This window comes from Streptomyces sp. NPDC102467, from assembly GCF_044765445.1.
In the GTDB taxonomy this organism is placed as follows: domain Bacteria; phylum Actinomycetota; class Actinomycetes; order Streptomycetales; family Streptomycetaceae; genus Streptomyces.
Window position 1 is genome coordinate 52,194 of the sequence record NZ_JBIWKA010000008.1, and the last position, 16,234, is coordinate 68,427.

Sequence of the window (16,234 nt, forward strand, 5' to 3'; positions counted from 1 at the left end):
GCTTTCGATCAAGCTACGAGAGGCCGCCCGCGTAGTTCGTGTAGCCCTCCCAGACCTGCGTGCGGGCCGCGAAGGACCCCTTGCCGTTCCCCAGGTACCGCCACATGCGGCCGGACGTGTCGAACGCCAGCAGGTCGTTCTTCCCGTCGTAGTTCAGGTCGCCGATGCCGACGACCTTGCGGTACGAGTTCCCCCAGTTCGTGAAGACCGCCTTGCGGTCCTTGAACGTGCCGTCCCCCGCCCCGTCGTAGCGGAACAGCGCACCGTCCTTGCGGCGCACGACGAGGTCGCCGATGCCGTCGCCGGTGAGGTCGCCCGCTCCCAGGATCTGGGTGTACGTGTTCCAGGCCGAGCGGATCTTCTTCCCCGCGGCCAGCTTCCCCGCGGAGGTGCCGGCGAAGACGTACATGTCCCCGGTGGACGCCTTGCGGGCGATCAGGTCGGGGCGGCCGTCACGGTTCAGGTCACCGGCCCAGGTCAGGTAGTTGTACGCGGACCAGCCCGTGCCGAGCGACACGTGCGGGCTGGTCTTCTCGACCGCGCCGGAGCAGTCCCCGTCGTAGCGGTAGAGCGTGCCGGACGAGGTGCGCACCAGGACGTCGTTGCAGCGGTCGCCGGTCAGGTCGCCGAACGGGAAGAAGCGGTTGCCGGTCGGCCAGCCGGAGCTGCTGGAGGACCACATGCCGTCCGAACCGTGGAACTCGTCCGCGTGCAGGGTGCCCTTGGAGCTGAAGCCGAGGAGCTCCCCGAAGCCGTTGCCGTTGTAGTCGCGGTGCGTGGTCTTCGCGCCCTCGACGTCCGTGGTGCCCGACTTCACCGTGCGGAAGCCGTCGCCGGCGTCCGCGTCCAGGGACCAGGTGTACCGGCCGCCGTCCACCACGCTGCCGTCGGTCCGCTTCCCGTCCCAGGTCAGGCTCAGGCGCGCGCCCTGGACGTCGCCCGTGGTCACGGTGCGCACGGCGCGGCCCGCGATGTCCTTGAAGGTCAGCTTCCAGGCGGTGGCGGGGCGGTTGAGCTGGAAGGAGCCGTGCCAGACGTTCTGCTCGGCGTCGTTGATCCAGCCCAGGTTGATGTAGTCGTCGACGGTCGAGTCGATGTTCGTGACGCGGGTGCGCGGCACCCCGGTCGGTCTGATGTGGATGCGCTGCGCGGTGTCCGCGTACACGACGGTGCCCGTGTACCGGTCGACGTCCCAGGTGACGTGGCGCTGCGTCGGCTTGTTCCCCGCGGGCAGTTCGGCGAGGTCGCCGGTGGTCACGGAGGTGCCCGCGCCGCCGTGGAAGTCCGTGAGCACGAGCTTGCCCGCGCCGTCGCGCTCGTGCCGCACGAGGAAGCCGTCGCCGAGCAGCGCCTCGCCGCCGGAGGGCACGGTGATGTTCTTGCCGGCGGTGGAGTCCCACACGCCGGCCTTGCCGGTCGGGCCGCAGTTCCAGTAGAGCCAGCGCCCCAGGGTCTGCAGTTCCTGGGGCACGCACCCCGAGCCGAGCTTCACGTCCGCGGACGTCTTCTTGGTCTTCAGGTCGTACGCGTTGACGCTGCCCGTCGTCGTCGCGGGCTTCCACAGCTTCGTGCCCCACAGCGCGGCGGCGCTGCGGGAGCGGGTGTGGATGACGTCGTCCGCGCTGTGCTCCTCGGTGTCGCCGACGTAGAGCTTTCCGGCGGACGCCGACTCGAACAGCACGTAGCGGCCGGACGTGTCGAGGACCCGGACGTCGGAGACGCCGCCGGAGCCGAGTATGTACAGGCTGTTCTTGCTGATCGGGAGGTGCACGGAGCTGCCCGACGAGTATCCGGTGAGGCCGGTGCCGGTGCCGAACAGTTCCACGCACGACGAGCCCGTCGTGCACTTCTTGTACGTGTCGGCGAGCCGGTACCGAAGGGTCTTCTCGCCGGGGCGGCCCGCCGCGTCCAGGTCGTACGTGTACAGGCCCCGCAGGTCGGATCCGTCGCCGAGGGCCACCGTGGAGACCCGGCCGGACGCGATCGACAGACCGTCGACTGCCGCGGCCATCGGCGGCACCGCGCGGACCACGGACCGGCCGCCGTCCGGCGTGAAGCGGCGCACCGCCCAGTCACCGGCGTCGGCGCCGCCCACCGCGAGGACGCTGCCGTCGGGGGCGGTGGCCAGCCGGTAATCGGCGTGCGCGAGCAGCTCCGTGGTGCCGCCGCCGATCGCCACGGAGTAGAGCTTCTGGCCGGCCGAGTAGGCGGGCATCGCCTCGCGGTGGACGACGAGGATGCGGTCGCCCGCGAGCGCCATCTGCGCGTTGGGCGTCGTGGTGGAGTTGCTCGGGCCCGGCACCGAGGTGCGGGTGACGGGCGCGTCCGTGCGGCCGCGCCCGGTGGTGAACGCGGTGCCCGAGGAAGGCCGGTAGCCGAGCACCTTGTCCTTCGACAGGGCGAAGGAGGTGGGCAGTTCGGCGCGGTCGAGACCGGCGAAGACCTCGCTGACGGCGCCGGTGGCGTAGTCCAGCGCGATCAGGTGCAGCTGTCCTTCCGCGTCGGCGAACTGGAACACGGCGCCGTCGCGGTCCTGAACCATCATTCGCCGCAGCTTGAGCCCGGCGGGCAGCTCGCCCGCGGCCCGGTCGGTGCCGTCGGCGGAGAGCAGGTGCAGGGCGCCGAGAGCGCGGTCGCCGCTCACCTCGACGCTGACCAGGACGGACTCGTTGTACGCCTGCGCCCAGCGCTGCCCGGCCGGGAGGGTGAACGTGGTGGCGGCGGTCGTCCCGAGGTCCGTCACCGTGACCGTGCCGCCGGCCGTCCCGTTGCCCGTGGTGCCGAGACCGGTGTTGAGGAAGCTCAGGACCTTCGTCTGCGGCCGGCTCTCCCCGGTGGCCGCGTCGGTCCACCGGAGGCCGCTCGTGCCCTCCTGCGTATGCAGGTAGCCCGAGTCCCCCGCGGTGGACAGCGCCTCGGAGCGCGGCAGGAACCGGTTCGACGCGGCGATCACGCTCTCGGCCGGCTGGTCCGCGGCGCTCGCCGGGACAACCGCGGGCAGCAGTGTGCCGGCCAGCGCGAGCACGGCCCCCGCCGCGACGACGGTGGAACGTCTGTGTTTGACCCCCATGGGTCCCCTCCCCGAAACGGCGCGCGGCAGATCGGCGGCGCGCGCAGGACGCATCGGAGGGTGTGGGGCCCCTCACAGAAACTTCATGCCCTCTACACAGGGCTCCCGGAGCCTAACAGCGGGGCGGGGCGGGGCCGGGATGCGGGTGACAGCGAAGCGGGCCCACCCCCGCAAGGGGATGGGCCCGCTTCGATGCCTGGAGACCGGTGTCAGCCGTTGCGCTTCCAGCGCGGCTTCTCGTCACGGCGTCCGAAGGACGACGAGCCGGAGCCCGAGCCGGCGCCACGGTAGTCGTCACGACGGCTGTGGGGACGGTGGCCGCCACCGGCCGACGGGCGGTCGCCCTGACGGTCACGGTTGAACGGGCGGTCGCTGCCCCGGTGACCGCCGGACGGGCGGTCGTCACGGCGGAAGCCGCCACGGTCGTCACGGTTGAAGCCGCCGCCACGGTTGTCACGGCTGCCACCACGGTCGTCGCGGTTGAAACCACCCGAGCGGTTGCCACCACGGTCATCACGGTTGAAGCCGCCACCGCGGTTGTCGTCACGACGCTCGAAGCCGCCGCCACGGTTGTCACGGCTGCCACCACGGTCATCGCGGTTGAAGCCACCCGAGCGGCTGCCACCACGGTCGTCACGGTTGAAGCCACCGGAGCGGTTGCCACCACGGTCGTCACGGTTGAAGCCACCGGAGCGGCTGCCACCACGGTCGTCACGGTTGAAGCCGCCACCGCGGTTGTCGTCACGACGCTCGAAGGAACGGCCACCACGGTCGTTGTCCCGGCGGAAGCCACCGCGGTCACCGCCGTTGTCGCGACGCTCGAAGCCACCACGGTTGCCGCCACGGTCGTTGTCACGACGGTCACGACGCTCGAAGTTGCCCCGGTCGTCACGGCGCTGACGCGACTGCTCGTACCCCGACGAGTTCTGGGACTGCTGCGGCACCTCGGCGGCGACGGCCTCGGCGACCTGCTCGGCGGCGGCCTCCGCGGCGGCGGCGACGGCCGCGGCCACGCCCTCCTCGTCCTCGCCGCGCTCACGGGCGGCACGGGCGGTGAGGCGGTCGGCCTCCTCGCGCAGCTCGGCCGCGCGGCGGCCCGCACGCTCCAACTGCTTGGTCAGCTGCGTGACTTCACGCTCGGCCTGCTGCGCCGCGCTGCCCGCGGACTCGGCCTGCACCTCGGTCATGGACCGGGCACCGGTGATCTCCGCGACCTCGGGGTCGAAGGCGGCACCGCCCTGGATGATGTGACGCCCGGCGTCGACGCCCGCGTCCTCCATCAGCCGGAAGATCTGGCGGCGCTGGTGCGGCAGGGAGAGGGAGACGACCGTACCCGTGCGGCCGGCTCGCGCCGTGCGGCCCGCGCGGTGCAGGTAGTCCTTGTGGTCGCCGGCCGGGTCCACGTTCAGGACCAGGTCGATGCCGTCGACGTGGATGCCTCGGGCGGCGACGTCGGTCGCGACGAGCGCGTTGACGTAGCCATCCTTGAAGTCGGCGAGGGTGCGGGTACGCGCGCCCTGCGTCATGCCGCCGTGCAGCGCGTCGGCCTTCACGCCGGACTCGCGCAGCTGCTCGGCGATGCGGTCGGCACCCAGCTGGGTACGGACGAAGATGATCGTGCGGCCCTTGCGGGAGGCGATGGCCGCGGTGACCGGCGCCTTGTCCTTGGGCTTCACGATGAGGATGTGGTGCGACATCGTCGTGACGTTGCCCTGGGCGCTGTCGACCTCGTGGCTGACCGGGTTGTTCAGGTAGCGGGAGACGAGGGTCTTGATCTCGTTCTCCATCGTGGCGGAGAACAGCATCCGCTGGCCGCCGGCCGGGACCTGGTCGAGCAGCTCGGTGACCTCGGGCAGGAAGCCCAGGTCGGACATCTGGTCGGCCTCGTCGAGGACGGCGACCTCGATGTTGCCGAGGTTGCAGGCGCCACGGTTGATGAGGTCGCGCAGTCGGCCCGGGGTGGCGACGAGGATGTCGACGCCGCGCTCCAGGGCGTAGATCTGGTTGCTCATCGACGTACCGCCGCAGACGACCTTCATCTTCAGGCCGACCTGGTCGCCGTAGGGCTGCAGGGCGTCCGCGACCTGCATCGCGAGCTCACGGGTCGGCGTGAGGATGATGGCGCGCGGCTTGTGCTTCTCGGAGCGGCCGCCGGCCAGGCGGGAGAGCATCGGCAGACCGAACGAGAGGGTCTTGCCGGAGCCGGTGCGGCCACGGCCGAGGATGTCCTTGCCGGCCAGGGCGTCCGGAATGGTCGCGGCCTGGATCGGGAAGGGGGTCGACACACCGTTCTGCGCGAGCTTGCGCACGACGGGCTCGGGCAGGCCGAGGTCCGCGAAGGTGAGGGTGGGCTCGGCGGGCTCGGTGGCCTCGTCGGCGGTGTCAGCGGTGTCAGCTGTGTCAGCGGTGTTGTTCTCGACATCGGCGTCGATGCTGTCGGCGCTGTTGATGCTCTCGAGCGCCTCGACGGCCTCGGCGATGTCGTTCTTCTCGTCGTTCTCGACGACGTTCACGATGGTGTTTTCAGCAGAAATGGACATGCGAAATGCGAAACCTTCCGGAGTTTCGGCACGCGCCCGTCAACTCCGTGTATTCGCAAATTCGCAAATCGACCGCCTCAATGCGGTCCAGCCACGGCAAGGGAGAGTACGCGCCACGCGGCGCTCTTGTACGGCGCCGGGCAAATGGGATCAAACGATCTACCACCATACGCACCCCCCACCCCCCAAGGCAAACCGCTTCCTGGATATACCCGCTCGTGAGACGCGTCTCACACCCCTACGCGGGGCTCCCGGCCCGCGGCGCCGGCTCGCGCATCAGCTGGGGGGAGGTCCCGTGCTCGTGCGCGGAGGACGACGGCTCCGCGGTCGTCGCGGACGGCGTGGGCGTCGGTGTCGGCGTCTCCTTCGGCGGGGCCGGGGACGACGGAGTGACCCGCGGCGGACTCGGCTTCACCGGCGGCGTGGTGTCCCGCGCGGGCGGGGCCGCCTTCGACGGGGCCGCGCCGTGCGACGCGGAGGCCGCGGGCGAGGCGGACCCCGAGGCCGAAGCGGCGGCGTCCGGGCCCGCCGACGACCCGTCCTTGCCCCGCGCCCGGACGCCACTGCCGCTGCCGCTGCCGGAGACCAGCGCGCCCCCGTCGAGCACGGTGCCCCCGCCGCGGTGCGCCGCGGAGTGCGAGGGCGCGGGGGGCCGCCCGTCGTCGGCCACGCTCATGCACCCGGCGGCCGCGGCGACGGCCACCGTGGTCGCGGCCATGCGGCTCAGTCGAAGGGCACAAAGCGATACGGACAGTTGGCGCACGGGCGCACCTCCGGGCACGTGACGGGGTCAACGTTCCCAACTCCCGCGCCCGGCACAAGGACACGCACCGCGTGGCCACCGCACAAAGCCCGCACAAACGACGCCGGGGCCGCTCAGCCGGCTCAGCCCCCTCGGACACCTGCTCTCAGCCGTACCCGAGAGCGTGCAGCCGCGCGTCGTCGATCCCGAAATGGTGGGCGATCTCGTGCACCACCGTGATCTCCGTCTCCGCGACGACGTCCTCCCTGGACCCGCACATCCGCAGCGTCGGACCCCGGTAGATGGTGATCCGGTCCGGCAGGACCCCCGCGTACCACTCACCGCGGTCGGTGAGCGGCGTCCCTTCGTAGAGCCCGAGCAGCTCGGGATCGCCTGCGGGCGGTTCGTCCTCCACGAACACCGCGACGTTGTCCATGAGCCGCGTCAACTCGGGCGGAATCCGGTCGAGCGCCTCCGCCACCAGTTCCTCGAATGCCTCGCGCGTCATCTCCAGCACACCGCCATTGTCCGGCACGACCCCGCATATCCACCCGTCCACTTGGGCATACGCCAGCAATGGCCCGCTCGCCCGCTGTAGCCATACGCCGAGTCCTTCACCGGCCACGGGGCCCGCGCACCGCCCCGCAGGCCCTGCTGAAGGCCCCCGCGCCCCACCCCTGGACGCGCGCCCTCGGCCTGGTCGCGGTCGTCCTGCTGGGCGCCTGGCTCGGCCTCCTCGTCGTCGGCAGCGTCCGCGCCCCCGTGGGCCCGATGGACACCCGGATGACGCTGCGCCCGTCCCTCTCCGGCGGCACGAAGATCAATGTGTCCCCGCTCGGCGCCCTGGAGCTGAAGTCCCACACGGCCCCCATCCGCCTCGACGTCGACGTCGACCAGCTGGACCCGATCCGCTCCCGGGCCCTCGTCGACCACCCGGAGCGCATCTCGGGGCTCCAGGACGAGGTGATCCGCGACGTCGAGCACGGCACCCTCGACCTGGCCGTCCGCTCCTGTGTGGCGGTGGTCTCCGGCGCGACGGCCCTCGGCCTCGCCGTCTACCGGCGCCCGCGCCGCGCCCTGGCGGCCGGCGGTCTGGCCCTCGCGCTCCTCGCGGCGTCCGGCGGGACCGCGTACGCGACCTGGAACCCGAAGTCGGTCCTGGAGCCGAAGTTCTCCGGGCTGCTCTCCTCGGCCCCTTCGGTGGTCGGCAACGCCCGCTCGATCGTCACCGAATTCAACGTCTACCAGGAGGAGTTGGCCCGCTTGGTCACCAACGTCACCAAGCTCTACGACGTGACGTCCACGCTGCCCACGTACCGCCCCGACCCCTCCACGATCCGCGTCCTGCACGTCTCCGACATCCACCTCAACCCGGCGTCCTGGAAGATCATCGGGTCGCTCGTCGAGCAGTACCGGATCTCGGCCGTCATCGACACCGGCGACACCATGGACCACGGCTCGGCCGCCGAGAACGCCTTCCTCGACCCGATCAGGGACCTCGGCGCGCCCTACGTGTGGATCCGCGGCAACCACGACTCCAAGACGACGCAGAAGTACCTGTCCTCCCGCAAGCGCTTCAAGAACGTCCGCGTACTCGACGACGGCAGGGCGGTCACGGTCGCGGGCCTGCGCATCGCCGGCACCGGGGACCCGCAGTACACCCCGGACCGCTCCATCCAGGCGCAGGGCGACCCGGCGGAACGCATGGCGGGCATCCGGCTCGCCTCGGCCCTGCGCGACCAGCGGGCGGCCGGCACCCCGGTCGACATCGCGCTGGCCCACGAACCGGTGGCGGCCCGGGAGACGGACGGTGCGGTACCGCTGGTCCTGGCCGGACACATCCACCGCGAGCAGATGCAGGTGCTGCCCCTCGGCACCCGGCTCCGCGTCGAGGGTTCGACCGGCGGCAGCGGCCTGCGCGCGGTCGACGGCAAGTACCCCGATCCGGTCGAGGCCTCCGTCCTCTACCTGGACAGCGCCACCAAGCGTCTGCAGGCCTGGGACGAGATCAGGCTGGGCGGTCTGGGTCTGACGAAGGCCGAGGTCAGCCGCCATCTGCCCAAGGAGAACCAACCGGGTGCGATCCCCTCGCCACCCGCCTCCGCCTCCCCCTCCGGTTCCGCCTCCGCGGGGGCCCGGTAAACCGTTTTGGCGATAGCTCCCCGCATCCCATATGCTTCTCACGTCCCCGACGCGCTGCGAAGCGCCCAGGCGGGCCGATAGCCCTCATCGTCTAGCGGCCTAGGACGCCGCCCTTTCAAGGCGGTAGCACGGGTTCGAATCCCGTTGGGGGCACGTAAGACCGTGTGCGACACTGTTGCACGCACAGCTTGGTCCTGTGGAGCAGTTTGGAGTGCTCGCCACCCTGTCAAGGTGGAGGCCGCGGGTTCAAATCCCGTCAGGACCGCTTGCAGATCACCTCGGTGAACTGCGTGGCTGGGTAGCTCAGTTGGTACGAGCGATCGCCTGAAAAGCGATAGGTCGCCGGTTCGATCCCGGCCCCAGCCACTGCACTGAAAACACCCCGGACATACCGTCCGGGGTGTTTTTCGTGGTTCCGGAGATCTCGTTGTTCACTTCTGATCGGTGGGTCTCGCGGTGGTCCCGGCCGCACCGGGGCCCAGTCGGCGCAACGTGGCCAGCAGGCAGAGCTGGAGGCGGGAGAGCCCGCAGTGCTTCACCCGGAGGTTCGACATATGGAACTTCACCGTACGGGTCGTGATACCCAGGTGAGTGGCGATCTCCGCGTTGGTCGGCCCACCCCGCAGCAGGTCGAGGATCTTCTCCTCGGTCTCGGTGAGAGGGGGATCGAGGGCGAGCGCGCGATGAAGTAAGTCCGCGGCTGCCGCCGTACCACCGCCCCCGGCCGGCAAGCAGTCCCTGTCCACGTGATCAACAGAACGCATGAATCCCCCCCCGGGCTTCCATAGCCGCACGGCTGTTCGGAGCCCGCGCAATCCTGATCCGGCTGAATCGTAACTGCTTTGTTCAGCCGTTGAGTTGCGCTGCGAGGCGGAGCCGGTCCTGGGTCTGTTGCTTGAACAGGTCGAGGGTCTCGGCGTGCTCTTCCACCAGAGACTTCTCGTACGCGCTCTGCACGGCGTAGCGGATGCCGATGTAGTTGACCTTCGTCTTGCAGGCGACGTCCGCTTTGGCGACGGTGATGGCCTGAGGGCTGGAGAGCTGACCTTGCTTCAGGCCCAGGTCCGACTGGATGTTGTCGGGGCTGGAGGTGGTGAAGCCGGAATCGGCCATGCACTGTGACCACTTGCTCGTGGCCTTCCTCACCCTGGAGTCCTCCAGCGCTCTGGACTCCGCCTCACCACCCAGATTGAACACGAAGAGGATGTCGACGGATCCCGGCTTCGGGGAGTACAGCTTCAGAGCCGACTCGCGACCGCAGCCGCCGACGGGCACTTCCTTGCCGTTGATGGTGATGCCGCTGCCCGGCGCCTTCTCCGCCTCGGCCTGCGTCATGGGTTCATCGGTGGGGGCAGCCGCCTTGCCCTTGGCCTTCGCCGCAGCCTCGGCGACGGGGTCCACCCCGTTGAGCACCGTCTGGCCGGTCCGGCTGAGAGGGGTCGGCGACTGTCTCTTGGCGGGCGCCGGGTCGGTTGCCCGGCCAGGGTTCGCATAGCCGGACCGGGCCGCGTCCTCCGCGTTGGTCAGCCCGAAGATCCGTGAGCTCGAGTCATCCCCGCTCGGAGGGGTCGGGGCGGGGAGGGCGTACTCGAAGCCGAAGCGCTTCATGCACTGCTCTACCAGACGATTCTGGGCCCTTTTCGCCTGATATTGCTGATCGGAAGTGACCTCGTACGCGGCGATGGGGAACTCCAGGCCTTCGGTGCTGCTCAATTTCTTGATGCTGCCGATGGCCGGCTCCTTTCCCGCGCTGTCGCCTGCGGTCTCCTCGCCTCCGCAGCCGCTGAGGGTCAGTACGGCGGCGCTCACCAGACAGGTGGCAGCCAGGAGTCGGGCTGGGAGAGCCATGGCGGGGATCCTCGCGGTCGTCGTCCGGGTAGCGTGAGCGAACCGCTGTCCCGCTTGATATCGGCAAGCGGGACAGCGGGCGGTGAGAGCTCGGGCGGGTGCCGCCCGGTGCGGTCTAGTAGGGGGCGCAGTACTCGACCACCCAGCAGACCGACTCGATGTTGTTCTTGAAGTTGGCGGTCGCGTTACCGACGTAATAGGCGGGAATCTCGCCGTGGTACGTACCACCACTGTTGGGGCCGGTGTGGACGTACCAGTCATCGCCGCTGCGGTTCTTGTAGGAGGCGGTGTTGTTGCCGACGACCTGTCCCTTGCCGTTGCACGAGCCGGAGCTCGGGAAGGCCTTGAAATAGTCGTTGTTGAAGTTCTGGTCCTTGTCGAACAGGTCGAAGACGCAGCCGGCCTGGTTCGAGTTGAAGTAGAAGCCGATCTCCTCCGGGTCCAGGTAGCCGTCGTAGGCGACCTGTTCGGCTGCCGCTGTGCCGGCGGTGGCCAGTCCGAGACCGCCGAGGGCGGAGATGGCCAGCGCGACGGTGGCCACGCGGCGGGTGAGGTGGGTCATAAAAAGAACTCCTAGCTGCTGAGGTGTTGTTGCCTGTACAGCTGTTCGACGTGCCGCGTCATTACAGATCGTCAAACAAGCGCCGTCTACTGTCCCTTGGGCCAGTAGACGGCGGCTCTCACCACGTGGTGGGGTCGGTCACGCTTGGACCCGTTCTGCGGCGGACGATCCCGGGGGAAGACGGCTGGGCGTGACGTGCCGCGGAGCGGCTGCGCCGCCCCCCTCCCCTCAGCAAAACGGAGTCACTCATGCCGTTCCCCACTCGCGTCACGCAATCGCTGTGCGCGGCACTCCTGGCAGCCGCTGTCCTGGTCGGATGCGGCGGCGCCGAGGAGAACGGCGCGGGCAGCGGGAGCGACTCCGGCAAGAAGCCCGCAGCGGGTGCGAAGCCCTCGGCGGCGAGCGACTCGGAACGCGACTACTACGGGTGCCTGGAGAAGAACGGGGTCAAGACCGAGACCACCCCCGACGGTGAACTCCGCGTGGTCAAGGCCGGTGGGGACGCGGCGGTGCTGACCAAGGCCGAGAAGGAGTGCGCGGATCTCCTGCCTGCGCAGGACACCTCGAAGGACGCAGGTGAGAAAGCGAAGGCGGACCCGGCCTTCGTCGCGTGCATGAAGGCCGAGGGGTTCACCACCTACGACAGGTCCAAGGAGGGCGACAACAACGCCCTCATCGCGGCACTGAAGAAGTGCAGCCCTGGCGAGAACGACGACCAGGACGTCGTCGTCGGCGGCTGACCGGCCCCGGCAGGACACGGTGAAGCAGGTCCGCAGGGTGCGACGAGGAAACGTGGTGAAGTGACCGCACAACTGGATGCCGGGGACGAACCCGTTGTCAAGACGACGCAGGAGGTCGCAGAGACGGCTTCCGCGAACGGGGGGCCCGCCAACGGCCTTGCGCGCAGGCGCCGTTGGATCGCCGCTGTCGCGGGTGGGGCGGTGTTGCTCGCGGGGGCCGGAGTGGTGGCCGCCACGCTGATCAAGTCGCCTTCGCAGGCGGCGGCGGACGCGAGGCCGCCGGAGCGGTCGGTGTTGACGTCACCGGTGGAACATCGGGTGCTGACGTCGTCGGTGATCGTGCGCGGGCAGGTCGTTGCCGGACAGAGTGTGGATGTGGCGCCGCAGGTGGCCGGCGGGGAGGACGGTTCCGCACCCGTCGTGACCAAGTTGCCGGTCAAGCAGGGCGATCGGCTGAAGGCCGGGCAGGTGTTGCTCGAGGTCTCCGGGCGCCCGGTGTTCGCGCTGCCCGGCCGGATACCCGTCTACCGCGACCTCAAGCCCGGCGCGGAAGGCGACGACGTAAAGCAACTGCAGGGGGCACTGCGGGACCTGGGGCACGGCACGGGCGGCGATACCGCCGGGACCTTCGGAGCGGGGACCAAGGCCGCCCTCGACGCCTTTTACGCCGCGATAGGTTACGACCCGCTGCCGGCCGTGGACGACAACGGGGCGGGGTTGAAGACGGCCGAGGGTGCGGTGACGGCGGCTGAGCGGGCGGTGGAGGAGGCCCAGGACGCCAAGGGCAAGGGGTCGGCGCGTGCGGTGCAGTACGCGCGGGACGATCTGGCCGAGGCGCGGGACGATCTGGCTGCCGCACAGGCCGCGTCGGGCCCCCGGCTGCCGGCCGGCGAAGTGGTCTACCTGCAGGGCTTTCCCGCCCGGGTGGATGCGGTGCCGGGGCGGGTGGGCGCGCCCGTGGACGGGACGATGCTGACGGTGTCCGGCGGGAAGCTCGCGGTACAGGCCTATCTGCAGGAGCATCAGAAGGGCCTGGTGCGCAAGGGGCAGCGGGTGCAGATCTACTCGGAGCTGACCGGCATCCAGGCGCAGGCGAAGGTGGGTTCGCTGGCCGCTTCGCCGACTGCGCCGGACAGCGGCAGCGGGAATGGTGGCGGCGAGGACGAGCCGGGCAGTGGGGAGCCGACGGCGCCGGGGCAGAGCGGCTATCTGCTGCGGGTCGATCCGGACAAGGCGCTGGATGCCCAGTTGGCCGGGCAAGATGTGCGGCTGACCATCGAAGCGGCCCGTACCGACGGCAAGGCACTGGTCGTGCCGATCACCGCGCTGACCGCGGGCGCCGACGGCCGGACCACGGTCACGGTGCTCCAGCCGAACGGCGAGCAGCGTCGGGTGGAGGTACGCACGGGCACCGCGGGCGACGGCTTCGTCGCCGTGGAGCCGGTGGGGGCTGCCCGGCTGGACAAGGGCGAGCAGGTCATCGTGGGTGTGAAGAAGGGGGCGGTGGGACAGTGACGCCGGTCATCGAGTTCCGCCAGGTCGGCCTCACCTATCCGGGGCCACCGCCCGTGCCTGCCCTCAAGCCGTGTGAACTGCTCATCGAGCCCGGGGATTTCGTCACCGTCATCGGGCCTTCGGGCTCGGGCAAGTCCACCTTCCTCAACATAGCCGGGCTGCTGGACGCCCCCACCCAGGGCACGTACCTCCTCGACGGCTACGACACCGGCGCGCTGAGTGACGCCGATCGGACCGCGCTGCGCGGTCGTCGCATCGGCTTCGTCTTCCAGGCCTTTCATCTGCTGCCGCACCGCTCGGCGTTGGAGAACGTCACCCTGGCCATGGTCTACAACGGCGTCCCCCGCGCCGAGCGGGGCCCGCGGGCCCGCGACGCCCTGGTCCGCGTGGGCCTCGGCCACCGCGTCGACTCGCTGCCCACCCGGCTCTCCGGCGGTGAGCGCCAACGCGTCGCCATCGCACGGGCGCTGGCCGCCGGCCCCTCTCTGCTGCTGTGCGACGAGCCCACCGGCAACCTCGACACCGCCAGCGCCGGGGCGGTCCTGGGGCTGCTGGACGAACTGCACGCCGACGGGATGACCATCTTGCTGATCACGCACGATCTGGAGGTGGCCGCCCGTGGTGCCCGCACCGTAGCCATCCGCGACGGCGTCCTTCGTGAGCAGCGGGTGGCCGCGTGAAGCTGCGCATCCGGCGCGGCCGCGCCGCAGGCGTCATCCCCTCCTCCTTCGCCCCCCGCGACCTGCTCGCCGAGGCCACGGCCGGAGTGCTGCAGCGGCCCGCCCGCTCCGCGCTGACCGCGCTCGGCACGGTGCTCGGCGTCGGCACGTTCGTGGCGATCCTCGGGCTGACCGCGACGACCTCGTCCCAGATCGACGCCCGGTTCAATGCGCTGACCGCCACCGAGGTGACGGTCGAGGAGACGGCCGACGACGCCGCCCAGCTCACCGGGCCCGCCTTCCCCGAGGACGCCGACGCCCGGATGCGCAGAGTGAACGGGGTCAAGGCCGCGGGCGTCTACTGGACCGTACGGGACGACCGGGCGAGCAGTACCCGCTCCGCGCCCGTCGGCGACAGTGCCGGAGGCGAGCGGATCGATGTGGTCGCAGCCTCACCCGGCGTCCTCGAGGCCGCCGTGCCGACCCTGGCCGAGGGGCGGCTGTACGACGAGCGGATGGCCCGGGCCGGCCGGGTCGCGTTGATCGGCGCGGGAACCGCGAGCCGGCTGGGCATCACCACCCTGGAGACCCATCCCGCGCTGTTCATCGGCGAGGAGTCGTTCACCGTCGTCGGTATCGTCGACGACGTGGAGCGCAAGGCCGACCTGCTCCTCTCCGTCGTCGTCCCGCGCACCACCGCCGAGCAGATCTGGGGCGCCCCCGGCCCCACCGAGTCCGGCATGCTGATCTCCACCGAACTGGGCGCCGCCCAGCAGGTCGCCACCGAAGCGGCCGTCGCGCTGCGCCCCGACCACCCCGAGTACTTCAAGGTCGTCCCGCCCCCGGCCCCCAAGGCCCTGCGCTCGACCGTGGGCTCCGACCTGAGTCAGCTCTTTCTGCTGCTGGCCGGGATCTGCCTGGTCATCGGCGCGGTCGGCATCGCCAACACCACCCTGGTCGCGGTGCTGGAGCGGACCGGCGAGATCGGGCTGCGCCGCGCCCTGGGCGCCCGCGCCCGGCACATCACCGCCCAGTTCCTGGCCGAGTCCGGAGCCCTCGGCGCCCTCGGCGGCCTGGTGGGCACCAGCCTGGGCACCGTGACGGTGGTCGCCGTCGCTCTGGCCCGGGACTGGACGCCGGTCGTGCACCCCGCGACCGTCGCCGCCGCCCCGCTGATCGGGCTGGTCACCGGCGTGCTGGCAGGCCTCTATCCGGCCTGGCGGGCCTCGCGCATCCAGCCGGTGGAGGCCCTTCGGCGCTGACCGGGGCGCTTGTCCGGGCCCCGCTCAAAGCCGCCGCAGTCCCTCGTGAACCGGGTCAGACGGCGGCCGCGTGCAGCGGCTGTGTCCCGCGGCCGCCCGGATGCTTGTGCCGCCAGAACCAGAAGAGGCCGCTCGACACGAGCCCCCAGCCGGCCAGCACCAGGAACGGGAAGGCGTGCTGGTGGCCCTGGAAGTACACCGCGGTGTGCTGCGCGTTCACCGATGCCCCCGGCGGCAGCCACTGCCCGAGGCGGCCGAGGAACGTCGGCAGCAGCGGCGGCGCCACCGCGCCGCCCGACGCCGGATTGCCGACCAGGACAAGCAGCCCCCAGGTCGGGATCATCGCCCAGCGGTGGAAGAACGTGTTGAACATCGTGAAGACCATCCCGCAGCTGAACATCGTCAGCGCGAGGATCAGCCAGGACTCGACGAACGGCAGATCCAGCGCGCCCAGCCCCCAGTCCACGACCGCCGCCACGGCGAATCCGCCGAACAGCGCGTAGGCCACGGTGAACGCGATCCGCTCGGCGGGGTTCAGGCCCCGCGCGTGCACGCTCAGCTGGATCGCCCCGACGAACCCGATGATCACCGCAGCGAGCGAGATGTAGAAGATCGCGAGGCCCCGCGGATCGCCGCTCTGCAGCGGGTGCAGGTCCTTGACGGTCACCGGGATCCCGGTCTTCTTGCTGACCACCGGCGCCGACTCGGAGAACACCTGGGCCACGGAGACCCCGGACGCGCCGGACACGTCCAGCTCCACCTTGGCTCCCTTGTCGCGCACGTCGAGCACCGCGAAGATCCGCTGCTCGTCGATGGCCTCGCGGGCCGCCGACCGGGTGGCGTAGTGCTTCAGGTCGAGCTCCGCGTCGAGCGCCTTCTCCATCGCGCCGACGAAGGCACTGCGCCGCGCGGCGTCCGGCTCACCGGTGACGCCGGTGGGGATGTTGTGGGGCGTGGGGTTCGCCATGGAGTACGTGTATGAGGCCGCGAACAGCGCCGCCGCCGCGGCCAGGATGACGACGAGGACGCACGCCGGCAGGAACGGCGACTTCTTGTACGAGGACCAGCGATCGGCCTTCGTCGGCGGGCGCCCGTGCTCACCGTGCGGGGGGTGCGGTCGCGGCTGTTCCGGCTCGTGCAAGGACGACATACCT

Annotated in this window: 13 protein-coding genes and 3 tRNA genes; 9 read left to right on the forward strand and 7 right to left on the reverse strand. The window is 70.6% G+C overall.

The features are described from left to right. Window positions 1–13: 13 nt before the first annotated feature. Window positions 14–3,070, reverse strand: coding sequence for an FG-GAP-like repeat-containing protein (locus ACIREE_RS17855; RefSeq protein WP_404152456.1), 3,057 nt, complete (start codon window positions 3,068–3,070; stop codon window positions 14–16). Between the two features lie 209 nt (window positions 3,071–3,279). After that, the gene (locus ACIREE_RS17860; protein WP_404152459.1) at window positions 3,280–5,610 is read right to left on the reverse strand and encodes a DEAD/DEAH box helicase; all 2,331 of its coding nucleotides are present in this window, start codon (window positions 5,608–5,610) and stop codon (window positions 3,280–3,282) included. Window positions 5,611–5,828: 218 nt separating this feature from the next. On the opposite strand from ACIREE_RS17860, the gene ACIREE_RS17865 reads away from it, so the two are divergent. Continuing rightward, a complete protein-coding gene (locus ACIREE_RS17865) occupies window positions 5,829–6,395 on the forward strand; it encodes a hypothetical protein (protein ID WP_404152461.1) in 567 nt (188 codons plus the stop codon). A 123-nt stretch (window positions 6,396–6,518) separates the two neighbouring features. Here ACIREE_RS17865 and ACIREE_RS17870 read toward each other — a convergent pair whose 3' ends face one another. Next, the gene (locus ACIREE_RS17870; RefSeq protein ID WP_404152464.1) at window positions 6,519–6,869 is read right to left on the reverse strand and encodes a metallopeptidase family protein; all 351 of its coding nucleotides are present in this window, start codon (window positions 6,867–6,869) and stop codon (window positions 6,519–6,521) included. Window positions 6,870–6,928: 59 nt separating this feature from the next. On the opposite strand from ACIREE_RS17870, the gene ACIREE_RS17875 reads away from it, so the two are divergent. From ACIREE_RS17875 to ACIREE_RS17890, 4 genes are all read left to right on the forward strand, one after another. Beyond that, a complete protein-coding gene (locus tag ACIREE_RS17875; RefSeq protein ID WP_404152467.1) occupies window positions 6,929–8,494 on the forward strand; it encodes a metallophosphoesterase in 1,566 nt (521 codons plus the stop codon). Between the two features lie 80 nt (window positions 8,495–8,574). Further along, window positions 8,575–8,647: transfer RNA gene (locus ACIREE_RS17880), tRNA-Glu, on the forward strand. 37 nt (window positions 8,648–8,684) lie between these two features. Beyond that, a tRNA-Asp gene (locus ACIREE_RS17885) sits at window positions 8,685–8,759 on the forward strand. A 27-nt stretch (window positions 8,760–8,786) separates the two neighbouring features. Beyond that, window positions 8,787–8,860: transfer RNA gene (locus ACIREE_RS17890), tRNA-Phe, on the forward strand. 65 nt (window positions 8,861–8,925) lie between these two features. Here ACIREE_RS17890 and ACIREE_RS17895 read toward each other — a convergent pair. The 3 genes from ACIREE_RS17895 to ACIREE_RS17905 all read right to left on the reverse strand — a co-directional run bounded on the left by ACIREE_RS17895 (window position 8,926) and on the right by ACIREE_RS17905 (window position 10,904). Continuing rightward, on the reverse strand, window positions 8,926–9,240 hold the full coding sequence (locus ACIREE_RS17895) for a helix-turn-helix transcriptional regulator (RefSeq protein WP_404152470.1): 315 nt from the start codon (window positions 9,238–9,240) through the stop codon (window positions 8,926–8,928). A 100-nt stretch (window positions 9,241–9,340) separates the two neighbouring features. Continuing rightward, window positions 9,341–10,342, reverse strand: a complete 1,002-nt coding sequence (locus ACIREE_RS17900; protein ID WP_404152472.1) for a hypothetical protein — start codon at window positions 10,340–10,342, stop codon at window positions 9,341–9,343. Window positions 10,343–10,457: 115 nt separating this feature from the next. After that, complete coding sequence (locus tag ACIREE_RS17905; RefSeq protein ID WP_404152475.1) at window positions 10,458–10,904, reverse strand: hypothetical protein; 447 nt, start codon at window positions 10,902–10,904, stop codon at window positions 10,458–10,460. Window positions 10,905–11,152: 248 nt separating this feature from the next. On the opposite strand from ACIREE_RS17905, the gene ACIREE_RS17910 reads away from it, so the two are divergent. The 4 genes from ACIREE_RS17910 to ACIREE_RS17925 all read left to right on the forward strand — a co-directional run bounded on the left by ACIREE_RS17910 (window position 11,153) and on the right by ACIREE_RS17925 (window position 15,080). Next, window positions 11,153–11,644, forward strand: coding sequence for a hypothetical protein (locus ACIREE_RS17910; protein WP_404152478.1), 492 nt, complete (start codon window positions 11,153–11,155; stop codon window positions 11,642–11,644). 225 nt (window positions 11,645–11,869) lie between these two features. After that, the gene (locus tag ACIREE_RS17915) at window positions 11,870–13,159 is read left to right on the forward strand and encodes a peptidoglycan-binding protein (RefSeq protein WP_404152480.1); all 1,290 of its coding nucleotides are present in this window, start codon (window positions 11,870–11,872) and stop codon (window positions 13,157–13,159) included. Then, entirely contained in the window at window positions 13,156–13,839 is a 684-nt protein-coding gene (locus tag ACIREE_RS17920; protein WP_404152483.1) for an ABC transporter ATP-binding protein, read from the forward strand. The genes ACIREE_RS17915 and ACIREE_RS17920 overlap by 4 nt, the downstream gene beginning before the upstream one ends. Before the next feature lie 2 nt (window positions 13,840–13,841). After that, window positions 13,842–15,080, forward strand: coding sequence for an ABC transporter permease (locus tag ACIREE_RS17925; protein ID WP_404153293.1), 1,239 nt, complete (start codon window positions 13,842–13,844; stop codon window positions 15,078–15,080). Window positions 15,081–15,135: 55 nt separating this feature from the next. Here ACIREE_RS17925 and ACIREE_RS17930 read toward each other — a convergent pair whose 3' ends face one another. Then, entirely contained in the window at window positions 15,136–16,230 is a 1,095-nt protein-coding gene (locus ACIREE_RS17930) for an ABC transporter permease (RefSeq protein WP_404152486.1), read from the reverse strand. Window positions 16,231–16,234 lie beyond the last annotated feature (4 nt).